We start from the raw sequence: 23,470 nt of genomic DNA on the forward strand, positions 1-23,470 counted from the left end.
GAGCGATGCAAGCACAGGCTGGCTGTTCCGCAAGCGAAGCGAGTACCCAAGCCCTCTCTCTACGCCAGAGAGAGGGACCCATTGAAGCGAGCAATGACCGGCTTGCGAATGTCTCAGAGAGCACCGGTTACATCGCAGAACCCTTTGCCAGCATCGCCATCAGCATCCGCACTCCCGCATGCCATGCCGACCGCTATGCCAGTCCTGGCCTCGCCGACGCCTGGGCACAAGCCATCATCACCAGCTGGCAAGCCGCCTACCGCGCCGGCCAGCTCGATCCGGCCCAGCCGCTGTACCTGCTCGACCTCGCACCTGGCAACGGCCATCTCGCGCGCTTGCTATGGCGCGCCTTGCAGCAACACTTGCCATCCTTTCCGTGCTGGGGAGAACAAGCCACTCGGCCATGGACCATCCGCTACCTGGCCTGCGCCGCCCCCGGCTTTGGCGAACCCAAGCTTGTCGACGAATATTTCGATACCTTGCCGTGGTCACCCTTGGACGATCACGACCCACCGCCAAGCAGCCGCCACGCGCATCTCTGGCATCAAAGCAGCAACCCCCTCATCGTGCTTGCATTGAACTATCTACAAGCCTTCCCTGGTCAACTGCGCGCCGTGCATGACGGCAACTGGCTCGAGGGCCGCGTACTTATCACCGCGGAACACGATGACCGCTGCGAACTCGATGTCGACTGGCAAGCGATCGACGACGATGCGTCATGTCCCGCAAGCTTGCGGCAACGCTATCTGCGCACGCTGAGCAATAGCTGCGTGCTGATCCCCGACGCCGGCTTGTATGCGCTACGTCGCATCGCGGAGTTAACCCACGGACGCTTTCTATGGCTGGCCGCCGACCAAGCGGTGATCAATGAGCAACAGCTGCGCTTCGGTGCCATGTCGCCACCGAGCACTTGGTTGTATGAGGCGCCGTGCATACCCGTCAATTTTCACGCACTGGCTTACGACCAGGCTGGGCAGGGGGCGTGGTGCTGGCACGGCCAGCAGCACACGGATGGCATGGCCGTGCAGGCGATCTGGCGTCATGACGGCATGCCAACGGCACATGGTGAATGCTCAAGGCTTGCCGAATACCTGTGCCGCTATCAACCCGACGATACCTGCCGGCTGGAAACGCTTGCCTCCAGCTTGGCGCCGGAAAGTCTGGCTTCCATGCATCTGGCTCTGTTGCGCGGCGCTCATTTTGACCCGCGCGTGCTTCGATCAAGCCTGGCCGCCTGGATGGAAAATCCCCCCGAACTTACTGATGTGGAACGCAGTGATTGGGGCGATGCCATCGCGCGCGGGTGGCAGGTTTGCCCCGGTAGCGACGATGAAACTGACCTCCGACACAGCTTGGCTGTATTCGCGGTGCAGCTAGGCCGGCTGGATATCGCCAGAGCTATATTCGAGCACGATGGAAATAGAGCATGCATGGCCCTGTGCTACTCGCTGGGCGGCCGCGTTGACCTCGCGCTTTTGTGTGCGGATGGTGTCGACGATCCATCTGTCGATTCGTTGCGTAGCGATTTGAAACAGCGCTTGGCACGCTGGCAGGCGCTCGGTTGGTATCACGCCGAAGGCTCGCATGACGGCGAGCTGTGCCTGGTGCCCCTGGATGAGGATCATGCGCAAGAGCTGTATGAGCAATACCGCGATCCGCAAATCGGTGAGCTAACGCGGCTGCCGGAGTTGGATACGCCGGAGATGGCGCGTGAGTGGATCGCGGAACAGTCGCACCAGACCGGACGCGCCACGTATGCATTGATGCATATCGACATGGGGCTGATTGGAGTGGTCAGCGTGCAGACGCATGGCGAGGACGCCTACTTCTACTTCTGGATCGGTAGTGCGCATCAGAACAAGGGTTTGGGTCGACGTGCCGGACGTCTTCTGTGTCTGCAGGCCGAGCGACTGGGATTGCAGCGGCTATTCACCTCCGCTTATCAAACCAATCATCGCTCGATCGATGCTTTACACGCGCTTGGATTCCGGTCGTTACCCCTCCAAGCCATGACGCCTGATGATGATTTGCTTTTCTTTGTAAGAGACGAAGCGGCTCTTCCGACACCGTGGGATATATGGCGCGAACGATTGAAGGCCTTGCTTGTCGCTAACAAATCGCCCATCGAGCTTGCCATTTCGCCGCACGAGGTATGTGGTTCGATGTCATCCGGCGACAACATCACTATCGGGCTATCGAAACGGCGCGCTGTCCCATGATTGCGCCGCTGCGTTTACCGTCACCATCAAACACACTCAATTGAAAGGAAAGTCGTCATGAGCAGTTTGCTTAAACGAAAGATTCCTGCCTCCTCCTTCCTCTCCAATTTTCCGGCCCCTGCCGCGTTAAAACATTTCGCTGAAAGCGTATCCAACGCACTAGCGGTCACCGCAAACCGCAAGCGTATCTCGCGTATAAATACCGTCATCGATCCATCACTACATTACGAAAGCGGTGAGCACCATTACGTTGGTGGAAGGACATGGAATGTCATCGCGGGACCAAGGAGCAAGAACGGGAAGCTGGCCTTTCTTACGGTGGAAGATAAAGGCTATCAGCTTGATAAATTCAAAAATACCGGTGTCGGTCATCGCGACGGCCCTGCCAATGCACTGGCGCTTTACGTTAAACGGGTGAGAGCTCTGACAGTTTGGAGGCCACCATCTACCTCAACTAAATTTCCTAAATAGGGGGTCCGAATGCTGAGGTACCCCACGTTCTTTTGCATGTCAAATCATGTAAATCACAAATGGAGCGCATGCGGCACGAGGCGTGGTTTTGCTCGTCATTCCGGCGCAGGCCGGTACGCGGAGAGAGCACATGGATGTGCTCGGGTTTGAGGAGCGAGGGATCCAGTTTTAATATGCCGTGCGAAGCACACAAAAACTGTTTTGAGTGCTTCGCACAGCACTTCTACGGGATGACCAGCTTCGCTGTTGTGAAGCGCCTCCGGCCTGCGCCGGAATGACCGTTCAAAACGTGGGGATACCTCAGTCGTTGGAGGCTCCCAAGGTATGACATCTATATGAGGATGCGATTGTGAACTTGACATACAAACAAAGGTACGACCGCGTCAAAACTCAGGTGGATGCTCAAATGGGTCGTCCCCTTGGTAAATGGGGGCGATTTAAAGCCTTCCTCGGTGGAAATAACTTGAGCGACGCCAGGAAGCAGGCGATACACCAAGCCGAACAGGGCGCAGAGAATCGGCTATACCAACCGCAAAACGTCATCGGAACGACTTCGGCCCAGGGACAGCTTCCTACTGTTTACTATCGAACCCAAAGCGGAACTTTCGGGCACATCACACAGCAGCACAATGGCCCAACTAATGTTGGCCGGGAGCCGGCGCGTAAGCATGCGGCATATAGGTATGGAAATGTCAATGTCGGAGGAAGGCCGGTGCTAGAGGAGGAAATACCTGGAGTGTTGTTCCACCGATCCCGGAATGCATTACAACCTATCGTGACGCAGGCCCAACAAAACGCGGCGAATAACGCGCACCTCAATTTTCCAGCCGTCAAACAACGGGTTGTCGTTACTGGCGCCGAGTATGGGCGTCAGTTTATCGCGGCCGGTCAGGGGGTTCATACCAGACATAACTGGTAGCGTCTCGAATTGCCGGGGGCGGGGCGGAAGCGGGGCAGAGTGGAGGCATAAAGGGGGTGATAACGTCTCCGACCCCTATTGGCGCGAATCAGCCAAGGTCTCAATCAGAGGAAATGATCGTGAACCCGACCTACAAGCAGCGATATGACCGTGTGAAAGCCCAGGTGGATATTAAAATGGGCAGGTCGCTCGGCAAGTGGGGCCGCGTCAAGGCATTCTTCAGCGCCGACAGTTTGACGGATGCTAGGAAGCAGGCCATACACCAGGCCGAACAGGATTTGCGGGCGGACAATCCGGAGGTTTGGCTGTATCACCCCCATCACGTGATCGGTACCACCTCGGCCCCAGGCCAGCAACCCACTGTTTACTACCGCACTCGCAGCGGAACATTCGGACATATCACGCAGGAACACCGTCTGCCGACAAACATTGGCCGGGAACCGGCGCGAAATCATCATACGTACCGATTCGACAATGTCACTAATGCGCGTGGCGAGACGGCATTGCAAGAGGAGTTGCACGGCGTGTTGCTCCATCGGTCAAGAAATGTCTTTCGGCCCATCAGCACGCCACAACAGCGCGAGGTGGCAAGTAATGCACATCTTGCCTTTCCAGCCATAAAGCAGCGGGTGGTCGTTACCGGCACCGAGTTGGGCCAGCAATTCGGTGCATTGCCTCCGGGAGAGCACATCAGGCGCAACTGGTAGACAGGCTGTCAGTCAAGCGGGCTTATTCGTCTTCGAAGCTGTCCAAGATCTTGATACAGGTCATGCCCGTTGCATCGAGATCAACCGTTGCTTGAACGACTTGCATGGCCGCCTTGCGTGAAGCCGGCGCCGGGGCAGGGCCGCCATGGAGGCGGCGCTGCAGTGCTTCGTTGACGCGATATGACAGCGCGGTCTGCACCCGTTGCGGTAGCGGTGTATCGATGGTGGCGTTGGGTTGTGGCCGGGCCGGGTTGTCCGGATGGCCCCAGCGTAGAATCGCGCGCGCCCGCCGATCATCCCGCTCTGGTCGCGACTGCCCCAGCACCACGCGGCTGGAGCTGGATAGCTTGAGCACCGAAATGCGCTCGTAAGGTGAACGTCCGCCAGGCTGCTTGGGTGTTTTCATAAAAGCCGGAAGAAGTGGAAACGACTGAACCGGGATCATACGCCATCAACGATATACTCTTTTCTCACTGCTGACCCCTCTCCACTCACTCCTAAGAATCCATGGCACGTATCTACCAAGCACAAACCATGGGCGAAGCGGATGTCCGCGTGGCCCTGGTAAATGATCGCGGACAGGCCGATTTATGGGTGCATCGTGTGAGCAGTTGGGGCCTGGCGCAGGGCGATGCGCGTTGGTTTATTACTCGCGATCGTTATGACGCCACTAGCTGGGTCTATTTCTGCAGCATCGGCATGGCGCAGGTTTTGGTGTGTTTCGTGGATAGTTACGGCGAGGCGGGCTGGCGCGATCCCGAGCATGCGAAGCGCGGCCTGTTTCTACGACGCGGGTTTGGCGGGTAGTTTGATGGCTGGCGTGCTTTCCAGTCCCACGGTGGCCTGTACGCGCGGCGCCGCTTGTTCGGCGGCATCCTGGCTCGGAAATTGGCCGATGGCCAGCACCGTCCATGGGTCCTTGTTTGAATCGACCACCGCCAGTGTGGTCATGGGCAGGCCCAGCCTGCGTGCCGCTGCTTCGTAGCGTTGCATGGCCGCGTCGGCTTGCGCGCCGTTGATGAATTCGCCTAACTGCAAGGCGTAGATTGGCTGCCCTTCCGCGATCGCGGGAGTGGCGACTCGAGTGCCGATAACCAGGCTGTCCGCGTTGGCGGGGGTGCTTACATATTTCGACCAGGTTGCCATGGCATGACGTTGCAGTTGTGACGCCTGCAAGGCGATGAATTGGCGCCAAGTATCGGGCGCCAAGGCGCCGCCGGCAAAAGCAAAGCCTAGTAGTAACAGAAATCCCAATCGCTTTAACATGCGAATCGCGCCTGTATCAAAACGGATGTTTATTAAACGTGACGCTGGAAGGCCTTGCTGAGAGTTTAGAGTAATCGATCACAGGCATATTGCGATGGTGAAGTAAACAGGGCTACATTCGCGACCCTGGGGACGGGGGTAAAGCGATTTGATTGGCCTGGGCGCGCCGTGCTTGTCAGGCGCATTGCGGTCGGTTTTGCTGCCTTCATCCTGCCCTTCTATGGGAGGTTTTTATGGGCGATGTGATGGAGTTCAGTCTGCTGGGTTCTTCGCCGCAGTTCGCGCACGTGCTGGCGCAGATACGCCGTATTGCGAAATTCGATGTCGCCGTGCTGATCGGCGGCGAAACCGGTACCGGCAAGGAGCTTGGCGCGCGTGCCGTGCATTATTTGAGTGCGCGCGCGAATCGCCCGTTTATCCCAGTCAATTGCGGCGCCCTGGCCGAGTCGCTGGTGGAAAGTGAACTGTTTGGGCATGAGCGGGGGGCGTTCACCGATGCGCGGCAATCGGCGCCGGGCCTGATCAGCGAGGCCGACGGTGGCACCTTGTTCCTGGACGAAGTGGATACCTTGTCCTTGAAAGCGCAGGCGGCGCTGTTGCGGTTTTTGCAGGATGGCACGTATCGGCGCGTTGGCGGAACACAGACGCGGCATACCAATGTCCGGCTGATCGCGGCGAGCAATGCCAATCTGGAGCAACTGGTCGAAACAAGGCATTTCCGACGCGATCTGCTTTACCGCCTGATGGTGATGCCGCTGGTGATGCCGCCTTTGCGCGAGCGCGGCAATGACGTCGCTGAATTGGCGCAGGCATTTCTGGATCGCCTCAACTTGAATTATCGCGGCCAGACCGCGGTAAAGCATTTTCATCCGGATTTTCTGGCATCTCTCCGTTGTTATAACTGGCCGGGCAATGTGCGCGAGCTTGAGCATTTTATCCAGCGTGAATACCTGCTGTGCGATGGCGAAGTGCTAAAGGCCAGTATGCCCAGTGACAGACAGACGGAGGCTGGTCCGGAAGTCTGTTACGAAACGGGTTTCAAGCAGGGCAAGGCGAAGACCATTGCGGAGTTCGAGAAGAACTTCGTGCGCACCATGCTGGATCGTACCCAGGGCAATATCACCCACGCCGCGCGCATGGCCGGACAGGATCGCAGCGCATTTAGCAAGCTGGTGCACAAATACCGTCTCGCCAATCAGGTCGAACAAGAGCAAGATTTGTCGGGTTCTTGAATCTGGGCGCCGTCGTGAGCAGCTATACCGAGCGTGCCATTGCCGATGTGATCATGGACTTCCTTGCCGCGAATCCGGCCTGCGCCGATACCGTGGAAGGCATAGAGCAATGGTGGCTGCGTCCGCAAGGCATCGTGCCGCCGCGTGAGTTGATCGAACGGGCCTTGGCCTTGCTGCAGCAGGAGGGGGCGATGATGTCGCGCTGCCGTGGTGGGCGCATAGTGTGGCGTGCAGCCGTGCGCGGGGCATAGATCTAGGAGTGAGGACCGAGGAGCGAGGGGCGAGGAGTGAGTGAACGGCAAAAACGGCCTAGGGTGCTCCCAGGCCGCGATTGAGGTTCGAAGCTAGTCACGAAACAACGGCAGCTTGCTCATAGCGCGCCTTCCTCAACAGCCATCTGATGCTCGCGCAGCCGCTAAGGCTCGCGGTGTGTGCCGCGCAGGCCAGCCTTCCCTGCGCCACGCAACCCCCACCGCAAGCCTTCTGGGCATCATGCCGCCTGCGTTGAATAGATCAGAGCATCCTTAACCAAGTTGGCCGAGGTATCGCTGCGCCTCGTCGGCGGAAAGTACGTTGGTATTCTGTGCGTTCTGGATCGCGCTCTTCGCCGCCTGGTCCCAGCCGTTGTAGGCAAATTCGGTCCCCATCTGCTTCACCCAGGTGTCCAGTGTGCCGTTGTCCTTCATGACCTTGATGATCTCGGATTGATAGACGGGGTCGTGATTGCTTTTCAGTAGATTGCCGATCTGCATCTGTGGCGATCCACTTAAAGATTGCGCCACTTCGTATTGGCGGTCGGCCTGGCGGCGCGCGCTGCCGGCGGCGCTGAACACATCCGGCGCGTGACTTTGCACGTAGGCCTTGGCGTTGGTAAAGCCGCCACCGCCGATCAGGTCGGCCAGGTCATCGCGGTTGGTGAGCGGGGTGGTGGGGGTGCCGCGGGGCTGGCTAAAGAAGCGGACGTAATCCGGGTTGTCATGGGCGAGCGCGTCGACGAAGCCGCCCACGTCTTCGGGTTTGATCTGGCAGGCCTTGACCACGTCAATGAGACCTTGCGCATTACCGGCGCCTTGATCGAAGGCTTCGCGATGGGCCATCAGTACGTCTTGCGCCTGCTGCGGGCTAAGTCCGAGTTGTTTGGCGAAGGCATTGATCGCCTCGCCATCTTTGGCCAACACCTCGGCTTTGTCTTTGTCGATGCCGCCTGCCTCCAGGTATTTCACCTGTTCTTCCTGGAAGTCCTTCTGCTCCTTGTTGCCGTCGATGATTTTGCCGACCAGCTCGAACGGTGCCGACATCAGTATGCCGATACCGGTCACGACCGCACCTGGCACCTCGGTGACGCCGGCGGTTTCCATAAAGCTGCCTATGACGGCGATCGTGTCGCCGAGCAGCGCGCCCGCATAGGCGGGATTCTGATTGTCCCTGGCAGCATTGAAGTCCGTTACGAAAGCCGCGGTGCTGGCAATCACGGACAGCCCGGGCACGAACTTCGCGCCCAACTTGGCCATTGTCTCAGCCGTTGCGTTGTAGGCGCCGAACTTGCCGGCATCGGCCAGCGTCTTCAGTGCGCCGGTACCGACTTCAGTGACGTCGCCACCTGCCATGGAGAATTCACCGATCATCTCGTTGATCTTCGTGACGTTGACGCCGTTGACGCTGTCGGTCGTCACCGCCGCCACCGCCCAGGCCTTACCGGACAAACCCATTTCTTTGTAGCCCTGGGCCAAGGCTTTGGCGTTGAAAGTCCCATTACCGTCGATCTTCTTCTCGAAGTTTTCCTTGACCAGGTTCCAGCCGTTTCGAAACTTGAATACCGGGGAAGCCAGCTCGAGCAACTGGCTACCGGCCATCTTGGTGTCACCACCGTCCTCGACCAGCAGTTGCCCGTGCGCGGATGCCATGGCGTCGGGCAGGAACTTGCTTTCGTAGTCGGAGAACTTGCCGAAGGCCTTCAATGCCGCGGGATCGTTCTGCACATCGCCGGCGAACTGTAGTGCGAGCTTTCCCTGGCCTGACTGCGCCAGATCCTTCATCGCGCTATAAAGTTGCTGCGCCGCGTCCGGGTTGCGGCCAGCCGCGTAGATCAGGCTCGCCTGGTTGGTTTGCATGTACCCGGCGAGTTTCTTCGCAGCATCGGCATCTGCCTGATAGGCCTTGGCATGGTCCGGATCGTCGCGATAGGCCTTGATCACCGCCTGCTTCTGCTCGTCGGTCAACGGCCCCGCCTTGGCCAGCAGCTCAGCCAGCTTCTGATCCGTCTGCTGGGCTGCGGCATGGGCGGCATCGTAGGCTTTCAACGGGCTGCCGCCATTGTTGGCGAGGTAGTCGTGTACACCTTGCGCGCCAGCATCAAACGCGCGGTTGGCAAGATCGTTCAGGCCGGGACGGCCGCTGAGTTGGTTGCCAAGCGCGATCGCGAAGGCTGGGCTGCCAGCCGAGCCATAGCCCGGGCTTTGGCTGATGCTGGCCGTCAATGGACTATTGGCGCTGTTGGCGGCACCGCTGGCGGTCAGGTAACGCACGGCGCCGAGATTGCCCGCATAGGCCGCAGCGGCCTGATTGATCACCGCGTTGGCCTGGCCGCTGTCGCCGAGACCGGCGAGCACGCTCTGCACGCTGTCGAATGGCACCATGCTGCCTTGGCTGCCGAGCTCCAACTGCGCGATCTTCTGGATGGTCGGCATGCTGGCCTGGGTGACTGCCGTGGCGAGCGCAGGGGGTAGGCCGTCCGTAACCATCTGCAGCTGGCCCGCCGCCTGGCTCGCCTGATCGACGGCATAGTGCTCGTTACCCGATTTGACGTGAGCGTAGGGCTGGGCGACCTGGTCCGCCGCGGCCTTGACCCAGCTCTGCACATTCGGATCGGCCAGCACGCGGTCGACCACCTCCTGTGGCTGTCCCTGAAGATTGGTGCTCAAGCTCAGCAGCTTGTCATGTGGACTGAAGTCGCCTGAAAACGACGGGATCAGCGCTTGCGCCTTGCTGGTCAGCTGGTAGTCGCTGACTGCAGCGCTGATCGCTGATTGCGTGCCCGGGTCACCCTGGTGGCGCTGCAGGATCGCCTGGCCGGCGCTGGTAATCAGTTGATCGGTCGGAGTGCGGAACTCAACGGGCGTGCCGTTGTTGCGGTAGGCGACTTCGCCGGCGATCTCATTCTGGATCGCGGTATCCATGGCTTTTTGCGCGCTATCTACCGCCGGTGATTCGGACTGCCGTATGTCGGCGCGGATGGCTCCGTTGTGCGGAGCGTTCTGGATGAGCTCGTCGCGATGCTTGACGGCGTCCTGGTAGGCGCTGATCGCGGCGTCGGTCTTCTGTGCAGGCGTCTGCGCCGGTTGCGAACTATCGTCGTGGGCAGGCGGCACCGCGTTGGCAGGCAGCGTCAGCGTCTGGATATGCGCAAGATCGGTCGTGACGGAAATGCCGTTGGTCCGCGCCAGTTCCTCCGGCGTGACCTTGTACGTCTGCGCCACGCTCTGCACCGTATCTTTTGGCTGTACCTGGTAGGGCGGTGGCTGCGGCGCGGCGAGCGGGATGTATCGGGCCGAGGAGCCGGGTTCGACAGGGAGCATGGCTGATCTCCATCTGGGGGAATACCTGTCGGGCATTTACCGCCTGTGCCAGCGGCGCGGACAATACGGGGGTTCCCTAGGTTTCCAGGCGCCTCGGAGCTGGGGTCCTTTTAGGTATGGCATTACACAGAACTTGAACATCCCGCCGTAACATCGCGCGCCAGCAGCAACGCGGTACAACTGGCGCCAGAGCGCAAGCGCTGCCGGACAGCGGCTTCTTGATGGGGATGGGAAAAACGGGACGGCGGTCGTTAAGTGCATTCAACGACCGCCGACCCGTTTTATTTTCGTTTTGTTTCCGTTTTGTTTCTCTGCGCCAGCCCAGAATCGCCGAACGGACATCGGCGTCCGTCTGGAGGCCCCCATGAAACGCCTGATCATCGCTACAACTATCGCGCTCGGTCTGGTCTGCGCCGGCAGCGGCAGCGCCGCCCAAGACCAGATGCGCACCACCAACTTGCAAAATGTCACCGTCAACGCACCAGGCCAGTACGAGACCTACGTCCTCGACTTGCCCATGGGCTACGGGTTTGAGGCCTTTGTCGGCAACACGCACAGGCAGTACGTACAAGCGCAGCAGGCGGCGGAGAGCTCGGAAGCCCTGCGGAAGATGGGTATGGCCCCGCAGCCGTATGTCGCCGTAGCCGTCGACAACTCGACCGGCCCTGGCGTGGCGAAACAGTTCCAGCTGATCGATTCCGCCCAAAACACGGTTGCCATCGTGAACGTGTATTGCAAGCGAGTCGCACCATCGGGAGGCAAACGGTGCCTGTTGGCTCCCCAGTCGGTTAGCTTGAGCCAACGTCTAGCCAGCATCTAGTGTCGAGGCAGGCGGGACGCCTTACAGCTCACGGAGGCGGATCAGCATGGCTGAGCGCGGATGCGCCGCGCCTGCTTAATACCCGCGATGGACCGACGGCGTTCTGCCGCCAGTCCGTCGCCGCGGAGGCGGTCAGGCGCTGAAGGTGTTGCTTGTGCTGGAGGATGCCTGGTTCGGATTGAATTCGCTGGTGCGACCGTTCAGTGCCGAGGGAAACGGGACGCGGGAAAATGGGGGGCAAGTTGCCTTACTGCTAGCCAGCAAACTTCGGAAGTCGACTCGACCTCATTTCTTGCTAGCGCTGCATCACCGGGCCTGCCTGCTGCATGGCCTGATCTTGTTGCAGGCTTTGTTGTTGTTGCGTTTGTTCCTGCTGCTTCTGGAACTGCTGCATGGCTTGCGGCCACTGCGCTCCGCTCTGCTCCATAGGCATGTTCAAGCCCTGCAGGGTATCGATCTTGCAATGCTGGTCGAAGAAGTGATCGCGAACGCCGGGCGGGCGCTGTGCGCCCCAGAGCGTGTTGGCGTCTTCGCTAAGCGCGATCTGGTCGATTCGTTGCAGACCACTTGCCCTGGCAGAAACGGTCAAGGCAGCGGCAAGTTGATCGCTACGCTGGTCCGGTGTGCGGCCATTCTGCTGATCGAGCTGGTGAACCTGTGAACGCGTTTGGAGATAGAGCGCGTTGTCGGGGTGCGATGGGTCGTCCAGGCGGGCAGGGCATTGCCACTGATACGAGCTCGTATTGGGCTTGCTCAGTGAGTGGGTTTGTTCTTCCATGGCCTTCAAGGTAGCGGGACCCGCAACGCCATCGGGTTTTAGGTTGTGTGCTGCCTGGAATGCCTGTACGGCGGCATGCGTTGATGGGCCAAAATGCCCATCGGGTTGCAATGGCTGGCCATCCGCGTCTGTATACCCAAGCCCCTGCAAGCTCCTTTGAAGGTTGGCAACATCGTCACCCGTGCTTCCCTGCTTCATTGCGTGGCTATGCGGGCCTCCATGTTGGCTGTGGTGATGATCGACGGGCCACCCGCCGAGCTGAGCCAGCGCCTTGAGTTCCTTGTTCTCAACAATATTCAAGTCACGCCCATGGTCCCGAAGGTAGTCCTTCAGACCGGTTTCTAGGAATTGCCGATCCTCTGCCGACAAATTGGCTTTGACCTCATCCACTCCGACAGCTTCGACAATGTTGGAAATGCGCCGCAGTACATCCTTGGCGCCCGAATTGGATTGGCCGTACTGAGTTTCCAGCTTGTAGCGAATCAGATCCTCAAGGCCGAGCTCTCCCTCTACTTTGATGGTCGCTGGAGAAGTCCTCCCGGGCATGGGCATGGCCGGGTCGTCCTTGGACATATTCAGCAATGCTTTCAGGCCATCGTTCACGGTGGAGCCGTATTGATTGGCTGTATCAAGCACGATCAATTTGGCAACAGGACTGCCTTGAAGAAAGTTTCTGTTCGCGTCGTTCTGGATGCCAGCCACGGCATCATTCATCGTCTTGACCTTGGCATCCAGGACCGGCAGGTAGTCTCGATTAATAGCCTGGATCCCAGCCGAAGAACTCAAGGTCTGATCGAGCTTGGGCTTCATCTGCTCATAGACATCCCTATCTTCGGCGCTAAAGCTCCGAAAGGGCTTATACAAATGCTGCTTGATGTTGCTCAGATCCTGATCGCTGATGATCCGGCTGCCCTGCGCGTCCTTCGCATCAGTAGCAATGCTTTCTAACAAATCTCTGCCATGCTGATTGGCACCGATGTCGTACTGAAACGGACCAAAGCTGGGTCCGCTGGCGGCCTTTTGAGCGTTGCTGATCTGATATGCCCCATGGCCACCTGCTAGTTCATTGCGCATCATCGCCTGATGCGTGTAGTACTGCATCGTGCCCGGTTCCAGAGCATCGCCGCCGGAAAATGTCTCGTTGCTCATAGCCAACTCCTGTAGGTGATCTTGGGTCCCTGCAAAACCAAGCTATGCCATGCGTAGCTCGGTTTCTCGTCTTGAGGCGGATCAAGGCTGATGAGTAGCTACATAGCTATTGCGCCAGTCTTCTAGTTCCTGCGCGCGAATGGCTGTGCTCTCCATTCGGCAGGTTGACAAGGTGCTCGGCCCCGGGGTGGAGCCGAATCGGTCAGCTCTTACTGCGCAGTCTTTTTCATAGAAGGCAAGCCATGCACGCTGTGCTGCCTGAATCTCCTTGATGGCATCTTTGCCTTCTGAGACGGTAATTGCAGACACAAGCGCTTTGTAAGCTTTGTTCAAGCGCGCATCCTGGTACGTAAATTCGGTGTCGGCACAATCGCCTTTAAGCGCCACTTGCTCCTGGGTAGCTTTGATGCATGCGTCGTAACTAGGCCTGATGCCGTAATACCGTGGCGATATGTAGGAAAGTCGCTCTACGCCAGGCATCAAGGCAATGCCATTGATAACATCGCCATCGTCGGTGGACTTGGCCTGGTGGTTTTCCGGGCTGGCCGCTTTGGGTGTTGTTTGTGGTGTCGATGCCAGCGCACTACCGAAGAGAGATAGGCAAAGCAGGGGCGCAGCCAAGACATTCGTTGCCCGATTCATCACTTCGTCCTCCAGACATGTAAAGTTGCACCGAGGAACAGCTCATTTGAGCATCATGGATGCCCGTGATCTGCCGCACCTGTCTTCAACGATAGCATTCGGAAACGTATTCAATGGACGACATATTTCACATATGTCGCGCAGGCGATCCCCTACAGACGCCCTTATCCCCTTTTGCTAGTTTCGATCCGTCGCTAGCGGAGTCAGTCGAACGTCGGCGCAAGCAACCATTGGAGCTCCCATGATGTGCTCCTTCATTCACCAGTGTTGTAGAACTCGTCCACTCTCAACGTTGTTTTGATGTCTTTGAAGACGGGTTGATCCTGGGTGGTTCTTATGACCGCAACGTAATGTCCATCGTGGGTGGCGCGAAACCCTGCAATCAAGACGTTGGAAGTCTTGCCGTCGGTGGCATAAAGGTGCAGGTGGGCCATGGGGTTATCGGCCTTTACGGCCGCCCCGTAAGCAGTAGCCAGGATGGTGTCGTTGTCTTCCGTGGGGACAGGGACGCGATGTCCGCCTTCTTCAAAGAAGACTTGTACTTCGATGGGCAAACTCTGCTGTTGAATGGCGTCTTCGACCGCGCCTTTCTCAGTCTGGGGGAAGTCCAGGGCAAGCATCAGCCGGCGACGGGTATCGATCTTGCCCTTCTCGACCCAGAAATCGATAGCGGCAACGTTGCCAGCCTTGTCCATCGCATAAGGTTTTGTGATCGGCGGTATCGGGTGCCTGGGGGGCGATGAAGCTGCCGCCAGTGTTCCGACCATGCATCCGATGGTAATGCCCAAAGCCTTAAACAGCCTGTTCGTCATGAGATTCCGCTCCTTGGGACGAAGGGCATTCTTGCATGCCTTTGATGCTCTCGCTGGCGGCATAGCGTGAATGGTCTTGTTCCATTCAGTAGTGGAATTAGTTGAGCCAAGACCCTTCGTCACGATCTCTCTTATGCGGGCTCATTCACACGCGCCCGCTGCGTAAACGCCACCACCATCGGCGTCGTCATCACCGTAGTCAGAATCGCCATGATCAGCAGGATCGTATACATGCGCTGATCGATCGCACCGATATCCAGCCCAACTTTGATGACGATCAGCTCCATCAAGCCGCGCGCATTCATCAGCGATCCCACTGCAAAGCTCGTGCGCCATGACCGCCCAGCCAAGCGCGCACCAGCGACACCACCCAGCACCTTGCCGACTATTGCGACCGCCAGCACGGCGGCCATCGCCAGGCCCGCTCCGTCGGTGAGCATGTCGGGCGTGGTGTTGAGTCCGGAGAGCACGAAGAAGATGGGTAGCAATACCAGAACGGCGACGTGTTCGATGCGTTCTATCAGGGAGTGAAGCAGGCGGTCGTCGCGCGGTAGGCTCAGGCCGAACAGGAAAGCGCCGAACACGGCGTGCAGCCCGAGCCAGTCGGTGATCGCGGCGAAGCCGATCGCGCCGGCGAGCAGGATCGCCAGCATCGTATTGGCGGGGCGGCCATCTGGCGCCCGCCGGGCCAGTAGCCGGATGAGTAGCGGGCGCAGCATGCCCAGTCCGACGACTGTCACGGCTGCGAGGCCGATACAGGTGCGCCAGAACGGTGCCCAGTTGCCATGGGCGGAGATGAGGGCAACGATCAGTGCGAGCGCCACCCAGGCGAACACATCGGTGATCGCAGCGGCGGCGATCGCCAGCTGCCCGGGCTCGCTTTGCGTCAGGTGACGATCTTTGAGAATGCGCGCCATGACTGGCAGCGCCGTGATCGCCACGGAAACGGCGATAAACATCGCGAACGGCCAGAACCCGATGCCACGCGGCGCGTAGTCTGAGTAGAGCATGGGGGCGATGCAAAGGCCGAGCGCGGCGGGCAGCAGAACGGCAAAGCTGCCGACATAGCTGGCATCCCTCAGTTGCCTTCCGGCGCCGCTGGGGAAGCGCAGCTCGGCGCCGACGATGAACATGAAAAGCACCAGTCCGATGGTGCTCAGACTGTTCAACGCTCCAAGGGTCGACGGCGCGAAGAGCGCGTTCTGCCATGTGGGTGCGATGGCGCCGAACACGATCGGCCCCAACAGCAGGCCGGTGATCATCTCGCCGATCACGGGCGGTTGCCCCAGCCAACGCAGCGCCCACGACACGGCCCTGGATACGACCAGGATCACCAGCAACTGCACCAAGAGGGGCGTGTGAGCCATCCGTTTCTCCACCGCGACTGATAGTCGGGCAGCATAGGCGACAGTCCATGTCCAACCAAGGGCGCCAAAGTAGGATCAGGTTCACTTCCGGTGATGGTCAAGCGAGCCTGGCGCCGTTGATTTGATAGCTGGCGAGCATCCAAAATCAGTCTGACGTGAGCGGATGCGATCGCCAGATCCATACGACCCAGAGGATGGAGTCAACTATGCGGGTAGCACTGCTCTTTGCTGCAACACTGGTAGTGTCGACGTTTAGTGCGCCTAGTCCAGCGGGACAGGCTTGGTTATCCGCGGTGGACCCCGTCGTGGCTGCAGATCGGAGCGCGACCAGCCATGTGGCGATGACCAGCACCGCCGCCGATGACTTCATGGAACTATTCAAACCGGAGGCGGCTTGGTCGAAATCCGCATCCTCGATCAAGGTTTTTAAGGTCTCGACCCAGTTCCTACACCGTGCGACCGACCAGCAGTTGGCCACGGTCATCCAGGATCTGCGTCGGCGCCACATCGCTCTTGGCCTTGAGGCCGAGATCCTGGCGACATCCGTTCAATGCGGCAACGGAGTACCTGGCTACACGACCACGGCGGTTATTCAGAAGCTGGCGAATCGCGTATCCGGGTTGGGTGGCAAGATCGAGTATGTCGCTTTCGATGAGCCGATGACTTGGGGGCATTTCAGCCATGGCGGCCACGCCTGCGGTTATACGACTGAAGCGCTGGTTCAAAACATCGCACCCAATATCCGCATACTGAAAGCGGCATTTCCAGGCGTTAAGTTCGGTGATATCGAGCCTGTTACCGACCAGACGGCTGATCGGCTGGATGAAATCATGGATTTTGCCAAGGTGTTTCACGAACAGCTGGGCGAGAAACTGACCTTTCTGCAGGCCGACATCATCTGGCAGAACAAATGGCAACCGCAATTGGTGGAATGGCGCAAGCGGCTCCATGCGACAGGCATGTCCTACGGCGTGATCATCGACGGAGATCCCGGCGACAAAACCGACATCGACTGGACCCGTCACGCGATAGAAAGGTACCGCATCGTTGCGAGCGACCCCAACATGAAGCCCGATGATTTCGTCTTCCAGAGTTGGCAGTCGCGTCCGACCAGGATCCTGCCGGAGAACGAGCCGGGGACGCTAACCTCCGTCATTCACCAGACCGTGGCCGCCCACTGACTTCCTCAGCTTCAGTTGATCGTTCTTCTCAAAGCATTCGCGGCTCTGTTCGCTATCTCATCCTGAATCGCCAGCTTGTCGGCATAGGGGCGGTCATAGGTTTCCGACCAGACGACAAAGCCGTCGTCGACGCGAACGAGCCGTGCGGCAACTCGCAGGGAGGCCCCTGATTTGCGCACGCTTCCATCCATGACGTAGGTTACTTTCAAGGCCTTGGCGACGTCGGCGATGGCCACCTTTTTGTCCTTATAGAAGAACGAATCGGTGGGCGAGGCGACCTTCAATTCGGGCATCTTGCTGAGTTTATCGATCAGCTCTTCGGTCATGCCGTCCGCAAAGGGCTCTTCGTTCATGGCGTCGGTGAGGTCGAGAAGGGGGAGCACGGCAATGGACTGCCGATGGTTCTCGGTCTGCAACGACGCGCGTGCAGTGGGGGCTGGCGAATAACGATGGAGCATCCAGTAAGCGCCGAAGCCAACGATCAGTACCAGTGCGGCAACGGCGAGCACCAGGGCAGGGCGGTGTGCTGATTCCTGTGGAGGCGCGCCTGCGATTGGAGCGGCTGCCGGTTGCGAGGGCTCTTCTACGGGCACCTCGACTTTCGCCACCAGTCGATAGCCCCGCCGCGGCACGGTCGCAATGTAGGTCGGTTGCTTTGGATTGTCGCCCAGCTGGCCACGCAAGGACGCAACGGCCTGGTAAACCGAATCGGAAGTAACGATGACTCCGGGCCAGACCTTGCTCAGCAAGTCGTCGATGCTGACTACGGCGCCCGCGTGCTCGGCGAGGCACAATAGAAGGCGCATGGTTCGGGATTCGAGGCGGATCAGTTCCCCATGCCGCGACATTTGATCCGTCGCCGGATGGATCGACCATTCGCCGATGCGCAACGTTGCTCCCGGTGGACACTCCATTTCTTGCGCTCGCCATCCTGTTGTTGATAGCTCGCTGACGCGAGGACGGCGGATGGTCGCACTTACCCCGCACAGCGGCAATTGCCTGTAGGCACTGCGCCTCATAGCGACGGCGCCGCAAGGCGTTGAATACCTTGGCTTTCAGAACTCTTCAGAAGTTCTCAGGGCTGCATCAGGACTATTCGCGGCCGGAAAAGCACAGTGAAGGCCGCCTGCGCTCACCCGCATTCCGGGTGCGCCGCACGCCTTGCCACATCCCTCAAGGAGTCCTTACTGATGATCCGCCGCCTTGCTCTTGCCGCCGCTCTTGCGCTCGCTTCCGCTCCGCTGTTCGCCTCCACCTATCTTTTGGAAACTCGTCACACGCAGGGCGTCATTCGCTGGAATCACCTTGGCTTTTCCAACCCCACCGCGCAGTTCAGCCAGGTGGAGGGCACGCTGGAGTTCGACCCTGCCAACCCGACCAAGGCCTCGGTAACGGCCACGATCACATTGGCCAATCTCACCAGTGGCGTGCCCGATCTCGACGAGGACTTCCGGGCTGCCAGGTTCTTCGACATGGCCCAATTCCCCACGGCGACCTTCAAGAGCACCCGGGTTGAGCAAGGAAGCGCGCCGGATCGACTCAGAGTCACCGGGGATCTGAGCCTGCGCGGCGTGACTCGACCGGTTGTGCTGGATGTCACCATCAACAAGGTCGGCACCAACATCCGAAGCCATTTGCCTTCCGTGGGCTTCGAAGCGCTGACCACCTTGAAGCGTTCCGATTTCGGACTTGGTGCTTTCGTGCCTCAAGTCAGCGACGAGGTGCAGATTCACATCACCAGCGAGGCGGAAGAGTCCAAAGCCTACGTCGCAAAGCTCAAGGCTGATGCGGCTGAGGCCGCCAAGAACTCCATGGAAGCGGCGAAGGAGGTGGAAGCTGCGGAAGCCGCCTTGAAGCGATAAGCCGTCGCGAGGACTTGCCCTTTCCTGGGGCGCTCGCTTGCTTTCCCCAGGAACTCGTTCCGTCCCATACCTGGTACGCCTATGTCGATGCACTGATTCTCGCGGGCATGCTGCGCGACTGGCTGATGACGCGCCGCATGCATCCCGTTTACGCCATAGGGTTGTCCGCGCTCGTGCTGGGACAGATGGCAACCATGTGGATATTGATCAGCAAGGCGGCGTGGTGGTGGGGCATTGCGAATCGACTTCTCTGATCCGCCTTCCGGCACAGGTCCATAAGCACTGAAGGACTCGTGTGACCACGGTCCCATGAGGTTTCTCCTTTGATAGTTGCCCACAAAAAAGAACGGTGGGAAAGGGTGATTGCGTACGCTGATTGAAATGATCACGTGAACCGATTCAACGCGATCGGTCAACCGAAGCAGATCGTAGAGGGATGCGATTTGGCGTTGCTGTGATCCATTCCATCAGCGACGGGATGGCTGTTGACCTGGGGCAGCAGCGAACTGCGAAGGCGCTCACGCTCCAGTGTGCGGCATGACCGATGGCAGTGCCGCGCCGCGACATGCTGCGCAAGGATACGCGCCAGGACATTTCTTCACGTACCCCAAGGACATCGTCATGTCGTGCACTTCCCGCTCGCGCCGTTGGCACCTTTCGTTGCGCCTTGCTGCCTCGGCCTGTGCCCTGACACTCGGCGCGCTGCCTGCTGTTGCCGCGCAGGCTGACGGGCCGCCGACGGCGCGTACGGTCGACGTCGTTGACCATCTCTTCGGCGCCACCCTGCACGATCCCTACCGCTGGATGGAAGGTGAGCACAACGCCGAATTCCAGCAATGGCTCGGCGCCCAGGGCGACGACGCGCGCGCCAAGCTCGACGCGCTGCCCACGCTGAAGGCCTGGCAGCAGGCCCTGCAAAACACCAGTGGCACCACTGTGATCCACCGCGCCCAGCGCTATGTCGGCGGAAGGTTGTTCTTCATCCGCGAGGTGGCGCAGGGCAACGGCACCCTGATGGTGCGCGAGGCCGATGGCTCCGAGCGCGCGCTGCTCGATCCGGCGACACTGAACGGTGACGGCGGCCACGCCTCGATCACCCTGTTCACGCCCTCGCAGGACGGCAGCAAGGTGGCGGTGAACGTCGATCACGGCGGCAACGAGATCACCCGCCTGGAAGTGCTCGACGTGAAGAGCGGTAAGCCCACCGGCGACGCGGTCGAACCCGTGTGGGGCCAGTTCGGCGCCGAGTGGCTACCCGACGGCAGCGGTTTCGCCTACACCCAACTGGCGCCGCCCGATCAGCGCACCAACGGCGATCCTCTGCAGGACATGCGCCTGCGCCTGCACCGGCTGGGTACGCCGTCGGCGCAGGACCCGGTATTGCTACGGGCAGGCACGGGGCAAGGCGCCAATTCGTCATTTGCGATTCCCGCCAACCGCTTTCCGGTCATCGAATTTCCCACCGGCTCACACTGGGCGCTCGCCGTGGCGGCGGGTGCGCAGTCCGAAAAGCGCTATTGCGTAGCCCCCCAGTCCGACGCGATCAAGCCCGACGTGACTTGGCGCTGCATCGCCGACCTGGATGACAAGGTACAGGCGGCCGCCGTCCACGGCGACACGCTCTATCTGGTCTCCAGCCGCAAACGCTCCAACGGCGAGCTACTCTCGCTGGACCTGTCGCGCCCGGATGCGTCGATCGCGAATGCGCGCTCCATCCTGCCGCTGCAAGACGACGAGATCATTGTCGGCTTCAGTCTTACCGATACACAGACGCTCGCGCCGGCGCACGACGCCTTGTACGCGAAGGTGTCCAAGAACGGCATCGACGACATTCGCCGCATCGACTACGTCACGGACAAAGTCGAAACGGTGCCGATGCCGCTGGCTGGCGCGGCCTCGCTGTTCCACGCCGGCAGCAACCAGGACGGGTTCCTGCTCGAACTGCGCGGCTGGACCATGCCGCCGAAATCCTGGCGTTACGATCCGACGGACCGGGTCCTGCACAGCCTTGGCCAGGACCAAGCCAGCCCGGCCGACTACAGCATGATCGAGGCGACCGAGACTGAGCTGGTCAGCCAGGATGGCACGCACGTGCCGCTCACGATTCTGCACCGCAAGGACGCCGCGCTGGATGGCAGTCATCGCGCCATTCTGTTCGGCTACGGCAGCTACGGGCTGTCCATCGTGCCTTCGTTCAAGCCCGTCCGGCTGGAATGGGTCAAGCAAGGCAATATCTTCGCTTATGCGCACGTTCGCGGCGGCGGCGAGAAGGGCGAGGCGTGGCATCAGGCCGGCAAGGGACCGAACAAGCACAAAGGTGTGGAAGATTTCGTCGCCGGCGTGGCGCGGTTGAGCGAACTGGGTTACAGCCGCCCGGAACGTACCGGGCTGGTCTCCGGTAGCGCAGGCGGCTTGCTGATTGGCGGTGCAGTGGTAGGCCATCCCAAGCAGTTCGGCGCCGCCGTGTTTCTAGTCAGCATTCTCAATCCGGTGCGCCTGCCGCAGGCTGCCAACGGCGCCAACCAATTCGGCGAAATGGGCGACCCGCGCAAGGCTTCGGATTTTCCCTCGATCCTGGCGATGGACCCCTACCAGCAGATCCGTCCGCACACTGCCTACCCGGCGATGATGCTGGACGTTGGCCTCAACGACAGCCGCGTCTCTCCCTGGGAGACCGGCAAGTTCGCCGCGCGCCTGCGCGTTTCCAACACCAGCGGACGGCCGGTTTGGATACGTACCAACGCCAATGGAGGACATGGTATTCAGGCCTCGCTCGGGGCCGAGGCAACCGAATTCGCCGACATCTTCGCCTTCATGGATGCGCAACTGCCGGCGCCCTGAGCATTGACGTAGCCCGTGGAGGCCTTGGGCCCCACGGGCAATCCCGTGTTGGTGCTGTCAATGTAGCGGCGGGTTCGTGGCCTTAACTGATCAACATCAACAATGCGATCGGAATCAGTCGAGCGATCTGAAAAAGTGGTCTTCTGATCAGAGCATCCCTAGATAGGCGCCATAGGCGGCTGCCTTCGCGCAATGACCTGTCTCTTGACGATGGATGAGCTTGTGGCGGCCTCGGCCGCGAGGCTCTCCAACACCTCGTCGAGATGTTCCATGGATCGCACGAACAGGCGGGCGACGAAGCAATCGTCGCCCGTCACCTTGTCGCACTCCACGATTTCGGGTGTGGACTCGATCAGCTTTTGAACGATCTGCACGCGCCCCGGCAGCGGCCGGACCCTCACGAGTGCCTGGATGGCATAGCCCAGCTGTTTCGGTTCGACGTCGATGGTGTAGGCACGGATGGTGCCGCGCTCTTCCAGGCGGCGGAGCCGCTCAGTGGTGCTTGGCGCTGATAGTGAGATGCCGGCTGCGAGCTCCTTGAGCGAGAGGCGCGCGTTGCGGGCAAGTAGCTTGAGAATCGAACAGTCGATGCGGTCGATCATTGAAGAAGCCTGTGGCTGCGTTTGGCCTAAGATAATTAGGTTTCTTGCCGAAAGAGTGTGCCTTATTGCATGGTGTGATGGCCTTTCCGCTTCTACATTGCGTGCTCGGAAACACGAGGGTGGCGGATGAGCGAGCAGGCACGTGGTACCGCCGAAATGTCGGTGGCAATGGCGATCGCAGGAACGATTGGCTGGTTCGTGGTCACGTCAGGGCGGCAGGTATTGGATGTGGTGTTCTGGCGGTGCGCATTCGGTGCGGTGGCGCTCTTTGTTGCATGTGCCTACCTGGGGCACTTTCGAGGGCATCTGACCAAACGCGTGCTGGGGCTGGCGACGCTGGGTGGTATCGCCATTGTCCTGAACTGGATACTGCTGTTTGCCGCCTATTCGCGAGCGTCGATCGCGATGGCGACCATGGTCTACAACACCCAGCCCTTCATGCTGGTGTGTCTCGGGGCTTACTTTCTTCGTGAGCGAGTAACGATGGCCAAGCTGGCCTGGCTGGCCCTGGCTTTCGGTGGTCTGGCCTTGATTGTCCAGGTGGGCGCAAGTTCAGGGCCGCAGTACACCGTGGGCATCGTCATGGCTTTTGGGGCTGCCTGTGCGTGGGCGGTTGCCGCACTCGTCACCAAGCAACTCGCCGGCACGCCACCACATCTGATCGCGCTGATCCATGTCTGCGTGGGCGTTGTGGCGCTGATGCCGTTCGCCGATCTTGCGCATCCACCGTCAAGTGCTGGCACGTGGGGCATGTTGCTGACTATCGGTGTTGTGCATACGGGGCTGGTCTACATTCTGATGTACGACGCCATACATCGCCTTCCCACTCATATCCAAGGCTCCCTGTCCTTCATCTATCCCATCGTCGCCATCGCTGTGGACGTGCTGGCATTCGGGAGACGCCTGCAGACGATGCAAGTCGTGGGATCGGTCGCCATTCTGATCGCGGTTTTTGGCATGAACGGCTTGGGCGCGTTCTGGGCGAGGCGGAGCCAGGCAGATTCGGCGTCACACGCCTAACGACCCT

At 59.8% G+C, this 23,470-nt stretch carries 21 protein-coding genes; 12 read left to right on the plus strand and 9 right to left on the minus strand.

What is annotated here, in order from left to right; translation table 11 throughout:
* Nucleotides 1-5: 5 nt before the first annotated feature.
* The 3 genes from OUZ45_RS15565 (at nucleotide 6) to OUZ45_RS15575 (ending at nucleotide 4,316) form a co-directional block, all read left to right on the plus strand.
* Nucleotides 6-2,219, plus strand: a complete 2,214-nt coding sequence (locus OUZ45_RS15565; RefSeq protein WP_266171059.1) for a GNAT family N-acetyltransferase — start codon at nucleotides 6-8, stop codon at nucleotides 2,217-2,219.
* Between the two features lie 57 nt (nucleotides 2,220-2,276).
* Nucleotides 2,277-2,690, plus strand: a complete 414-nt coding sequence (locus OUZ45_RS15570; protein ID WP_266171060.1) for a hypothetical protein — start codon at nucleotides 2,277-2,279, stop codon at nucleotides 2,688-2,690.
* A 1,038-nt stretch (nucleotides 2,691-3,728) separates the two neighbouring features.
* Nucleotides 3,729-4,316: a hypothetical protein gene (locus tag OUZ45_RS15575; RefSeq protein ID WP_266171061.1), complete on the plus strand. Its 588-nt coding sequence runs from the start codon at nucleotides 3,729-3,731 to the stop codon at nucleotides 4,314-4,316.
* Nucleotides 4,317-4,338: 22 nt separating this feature from the next.
* Here the strand turns inward: OUZ45_RS15575 and OUZ45_RS15580 are convergent, their stop codons facing one another.
* Complete coding sequence (locus OUZ45_RS15580; RefSeq protein ID WP_266171062.1) at nucleotides 4,339-4,722, minus strand: hypothetical protein; 384 nt, start codon at nucleotides 4,720-4,722, stop codon at nucleotides 4,339-4,341.
* Between the two features lie 101 nt (nucleotides 4,723-4,823).
* Here OUZ45_RS15580 and OUZ45_RS15585 point away from each other — a divergent pair, with 101 nt between their 5' ends.
* Nucleotides 4,824-5,123: a 7(1) septoil knot domain-containing protein gene (locus OUZ45_RS15585; RefSeq protein WP_266171063.1), complete on the plus strand. Its 300-nt coding sequence runs from the start codon at nucleotides 4,824-4,826 to the stop codon at nucleotides 5,121-5,123.
* On the opposite strand, the gene OUZ45_RS15590 is transcribed toward OUZ45_RS15585, so the two are convergent.
* Nucleotides 5,100-5,582: an SPOR domain-containing protein gene (locus OUZ45_RS15590; RefSeq protein WP_266171065.1), complete on the minus strand. Its 483-nt coding sequence runs from the start codon at nucleotides 5,580-5,582 to the stop codon at nucleotides 5,100-5,102. The genes OUZ45_RS15585 and OUZ45_RS15590 overlap by 24 nt on opposite strands.
* 233 nt (nucleotides 5,583-5,815) lie before the next feature.
* On the opposite strand from OUZ45_RS15590, the gene OUZ45_RS15595 reads away from it, so the two are divergent.
* Entirely contained in the window at nucleotides 5,816-6,814 is a 999-nt protein-coding gene (locus tag OUZ45_RS15595) for a sigma-54 interaction domain-containing protein (protein ID WP_266171066.1), read from the plus strand.
* Nucleotides 6,815-6,828: 14 nt separating this feature from the next.
* Entirely contained in the window at nucleotides 6,829-7,065 is a 237-nt protein-coding gene (locus OUZ45_RS15600; protein WP_266171067.1) for a hypothetical protein, read from the plus strand.
* Between the two features lie 273 nt (nucleotides 7,066-7,338).
* Here OUZ45_RS15600 and OUZ45_RS15605 read toward each other — a convergent pair whose 3' ends face one another.
* Nucleotides 7,339-10,389 (minus strand): LysM peptidoglycan-binding domain-containing protein, encoded by a 3,051-nt coding sequence (locus OUZ45_RS15605; RefSeq protein ID WP_266171068.1) that lies wholly within the window; start codon nucleotides 10,387-10,389, stop codon nucleotides 7,339-7,341.
* Between the two features lie 364 nt (nucleotides 10,390-10,753).
* On the opposite strand from OUZ45_RS15605, the gene OUZ45_RS15610 reads away from it, so the two are divergent.
* Nucleotides 10,754-11,209: a hypothetical protein gene (locus OUZ45_RS15610; protein ID WP_266171069.1), complete on the plus strand. Its 456-nt coding sequence runs from the start codon at nucleotides 10,754-10,756 to the stop codon at nucleotides 11,207-11,209.
* A 295-nt stretch (nucleotides 11,210-11,504) separates the two neighbouring features.
* Here the strand turns inward: OUZ45_RS15610 and OUZ45_RS15615 are convergent, their stop codons facing one another.
* The 4 genes from OUZ45_RS15615 to OUZ45_RS15630 form a co-directional block, all read right to left on the minus strand.
* On the minus strand, nucleotides 11,505-13,136 hold the full coding sequence (locus OUZ45_RS15615; protein WP_266171070.1) for a peptidoglycan-binding domain-containing protein: 1,632 nt from the start codon (nucleotides 13,134-13,136) through the stop codon (nucleotides 11,505-11,507).
* An 81-nt stretch (nucleotides 13,137-13,217) separates the two neighbouring features.
* Nucleotides 13,218-13,778 (minus strand): lysozyme inhibitor LprI family protein, encoded by a 561-nt coding sequence (locus tag OUZ45_RS15620; RefSeq protein ID WP_266171071.1) that lies wholly within the window; start codon nucleotides 13,776-13,778, stop codon nucleotides 13,218-13,220.
* A gap of 254 nt (nucleotides 13,779-14,032) precedes the next feature.
* A complete protein-coding gene (locus tag OUZ45_RS15625; RefSeq protein ID WP_266171072.1) occupies nucleotides 14,033-14,590 on the minus strand; it encodes a hypothetical protein in 558 nt (185 codons plus the stop codon).
* A 131-nt stretch (nucleotides 14,591-14,721) separates the two neighbouring features.
* On the minus strand, nucleotides 14,722-15,957 hold the full coding sequence (locus OUZ45_RS15630) for a cation:proton antiporter (protein ID WP_323137571.1): 1,236 nt from the start codon (nucleotides 15,955-15,957) through the stop codon (nucleotides 14,722-14,724).
* Between the two features lie 206 nt (nucleotides 15,958-16,163).
* Between OUZ45_RS15630 and OUZ45_RS15635 the strand changes: the two genes are divergently transcribed.
* The gene (locus OUZ45_RS15635) at nucleotides 16,164-17,138 is read left to right on the plus strand and encodes a hypothetical protein (RefSeq protein WP_266171073.1); all 975 of its coding nucleotides are present in this window, start codon (nucleotides 16,164-16,166) and stop codon (nucleotides 17,136-17,138) included.
* Nucleotides 17,139-17,149: 11 nt separating this feature from the next.
* Here the strand turns inward: OUZ45_RS15635 and OUZ45_RS15640 are convergent, their stop codons facing one another.
* Nucleotides 17,150-18,028, minus strand: a complete 879-nt coding sequence (locus OUZ45_RS15640; protein ID WP_266171074.1) for a winged helix-turn-helix domain-containing protein — start codon at nucleotides 18,026-18,028, stop codon at nucleotides 17,150-17,152.
* Between the two features lie 300 nt (nucleotides 18,029-18,328).
* Between OUZ45_RS15640 and OUZ45_RS15645 the strand changes: the two genes are divergently transcribed.
* The 3 genes from OUZ45_RS15645 to OUZ45_RS15655 all read left to right on the plus strand — a co-directional run bounded on the left by OUZ45_RS15645 (nucleotide 18,329) and on the right by OUZ45_RS15655 (nucleotide 21,841).
* Nucleotides 18,329-19,000, plus strand: coding sequence for a YceI family protein (locus tag OUZ45_RS15645; RefSeq protein ID WP_266171075.1), 672 nt, complete (start codon nucleotides 18,329-18,331; stop codon nucleotides 18,998-19,000).
* Between the two features lie 14 nt (nucleotides 19,001-19,014).
* Nucleotides 19,015-19,254, plus strand: a complete 240-nt coding sequence (locus OUZ45_RS15650; RefSeq protein WP_266171076.1) for a hypothetical protein — start codon at nucleotides 19,015-19,017, stop codon at nucleotides 19,252-19,254.
* Between the two features lie 367 nt (nucleotides 19,255-19,621).
* A complete protein-coding gene (locus OUZ45_RS15655) occupies nucleotides 19,622-21,841 on the plus strand; it encodes a prolyl oligopeptidase family serine peptidase (protein ID WP_266171077.1) in 2,220 nt (739 codons plus the stop codon).
* Between the two features lie 158 nt (nucleotides 21,842-21,999).
* Here the strand turns inward: OUZ45_RS15655 and OUZ45_RS15660 are convergent, their stop codons facing one another.
* Nucleotides 22,000-22,443, minus strand: a complete 444-nt coding sequence (locus OUZ45_RS15660) for an Lrp/AsnC family transcriptional regulator (protein ID WP_266171078.1) — start codon at nucleotides 22,441-22,443, stop codon at nucleotides 22,000-22,002.
* A 126-nt stretch (nucleotides 22,444-22,569) separates the two neighbouring features.
* Here OUZ45_RS15660 and OUZ45_RS15665 point away from each other — a divergent pair, with 126 nt between their 5' ends.
* Entirely contained in the window at nucleotides 22,570-23,463 is an 894-nt protein-coding gene (locus OUZ45_RS15665) for a DMT family transporter (RefSeq protein WP_266171079.1), read from the plus strand.
* Nucleotides 23,464-23,470 lie beyond the last annotated feature (7 nt).

The sequence above is a fragment of the Dyella subtropica genome (assembly GCF_026283965.1).
GTDB classification, from domain to species: domain Bacteria; phylum Pseudomonadota; class Gammaproteobacteria; order Xanthomonadales; family Rhodanobacteraceae; genus Dyella_D; species Dyella_D subtropica.

Excerpts from the sequence above, each read along its gene's own strand:
- OUZ45_RS15565 (WP_266171059.1), top strand. The coding sequence starts at position 6 with ATGCAAGCACAGGCTGGCTGTTCCGCAAGCGAAGCGAGTACCCAAGCC.
- OUZ45_RS15570 (WP_266171060.1), top strand. The coding sequence starts at position 2,277 with ATGAGCAGTTTGCTTAAACGAAAGATTCCTGCCTCCTCCTTCCTCTCC.
- OUZ45_RS15580 (WP_266171062.1), bottom strand. The coding sequence starts at position 4,722 with ATGAAAACACCCAAGCAGCCTGGCGGACGTTCACCTTACGAGCGCATT.
- OUZ45_RS15585 (WP_266171063.1), top strand. The coding sequence starts at position 4,824 with ATGGCACGTATCTACCAAGCACAAACCATGGGCGAAGCGGATGTCCGC.
- OUZ45_RS15590 (WP_266171065.1), bottom strand. The coding sequence starts at position 5,582 with ATGTTAAAGCGATTGGGATTTCTGTTACTACTAGGCTTTGCTTTTGCC.
- OUZ45_RS15595 (WP_266171066.1), top strand. The coding sequence starts at position 5,816 with ATGGGCGATGTGATGGAGTTCAGTCTGCTGGGTTCTTCGCCGCAGTTC.
- OUZ45_RS15605 (WP_266171068.1), bottom strand. The coding sequence starts at position 10,389 with ATGCTCCCTGTCGAACCCGGCTCCTCGGCCCGATACATCCCGCTCGCC.
- OUZ45_RS15610 (WP_266171069.1), top strand. The coding sequence starts at position 10,754 with ATGAAACGCCTGATCATCGCTACAACTATCGCGCTCGGTCTGGTCTGC.
- OUZ45_RS15615 (WP_266171070.1), bottom strand. The coding sequence starts at position 13,136 with ATGAGCAACGAGACATTTTCCGGCGGCGATGCTCTGGAACCGGGCACG.
- OUZ45_RS15620 (WP_266171071.1), bottom strand. The coding sequence starts at position 13,778 with ATGAATCGGGCAACGAATGTCTTGGCTGCGCCCCTGCTTTGCCTATCT.
- OUZ45_RS15625 (WP_266171072.1), bottom strand. The coding sequence starts at position 14,590 with ATGACGAACAGGCTGTTTAAGGCTTTGGGCATTACCATCGGATGCATG.
- OUZ45_RS15630 (WP_323137571.1), bottom strand. The coding sequence starts at position 15,957 with ATGGCTCACACGCCCCTCTTGGTGCAGTTGCTGGTGATCCTGGTCGTA.
- OUZ45_RS15635 (WP_266171073.1), top strand. The coding sequence starts at position 16,164 with ATGCGGGTAGCACTGCTCTTTGCTGCAACACTGGTAGTGTCGACGTTT.
- OUZ45_RS15645 (WP_266171075.1), top strand. The coding sequence starts at position 18,329 with ATGATCCGCCGCCTTGCTCTTGCCGCCGCTCTTGCGCTCGCTTCCGCT.
- OUZ45_RS15655 (WP_266171077.1), top strand. The coding sequence starts at position 19,622 with ATGTCGTGCACTTCCCGCTCGCGCCGTTGGCACCTTTCGTTGCGCCTT.
- OUZ45_RS15660 (WP_266171078.1), bottom strand. The coding sequence starts at position 22,443 with ATGATCGACCGCATCGACTGTTCGATTCTCAAGCTACTTGCCCGCAAC.
- OUZ45_RS15665 (WP_266171079.1), top strand. The coding sequence starts at position 22,570 with ATGAGCGAGCAGGCACGTGGTACCGCCGAAATGTCGGTGGCAATGGCG.